The following is a 219-nucleotide window of genomic DNA, read 5'->3' as shown; positions in this document are numbered from 1 at the left end:
TTGCGGGCTTTGATTGCTTCCGTCAAAAAATGTTCCGCTGCTTTATTTTTGGCTAATAATATAAGACCACTGGTGCCGGTATCCAGGCGATGGCACAGCACAGCTTGTGCAGAACGGCGATGTCATCCGGTTATTCCTGAATGACGATCAATTAGAAAAAAAGCCTTTGCCGCCCGCAGTATTTGTCTATGAAGATGATGATCTGATTATCGCCAATAA

Annotated in this window: 1 protein-coding gene; it reads right to left on the bottom strand. The window is 44.3% G+C overall.

The window, feature by feature from the left end; all coding sequences use genetic code 11:
• The coding region (locus H6B10_RS17260) for a pseudouridine synthase (protein ID WP_345941881.1) at positions 1-101 on the bottom strand (101 nt) is incomplete at its 3' end.
• Positions 102-219 lie beyond the last annotated feature (118 nt).

This window comes from Gemmiger formicilis, assembly GCF_016901605.1.
Taxonomy (GTDB): domain Bacteria; phylum Bacillota; class Clostridia; order Oscillospirales; family Ruminococcaceae; genus Gemmiger; species Gemmiger formicilis_B.
This window is presented reverse-complemented; position numbering and strand designations above follow the sequence as displayed.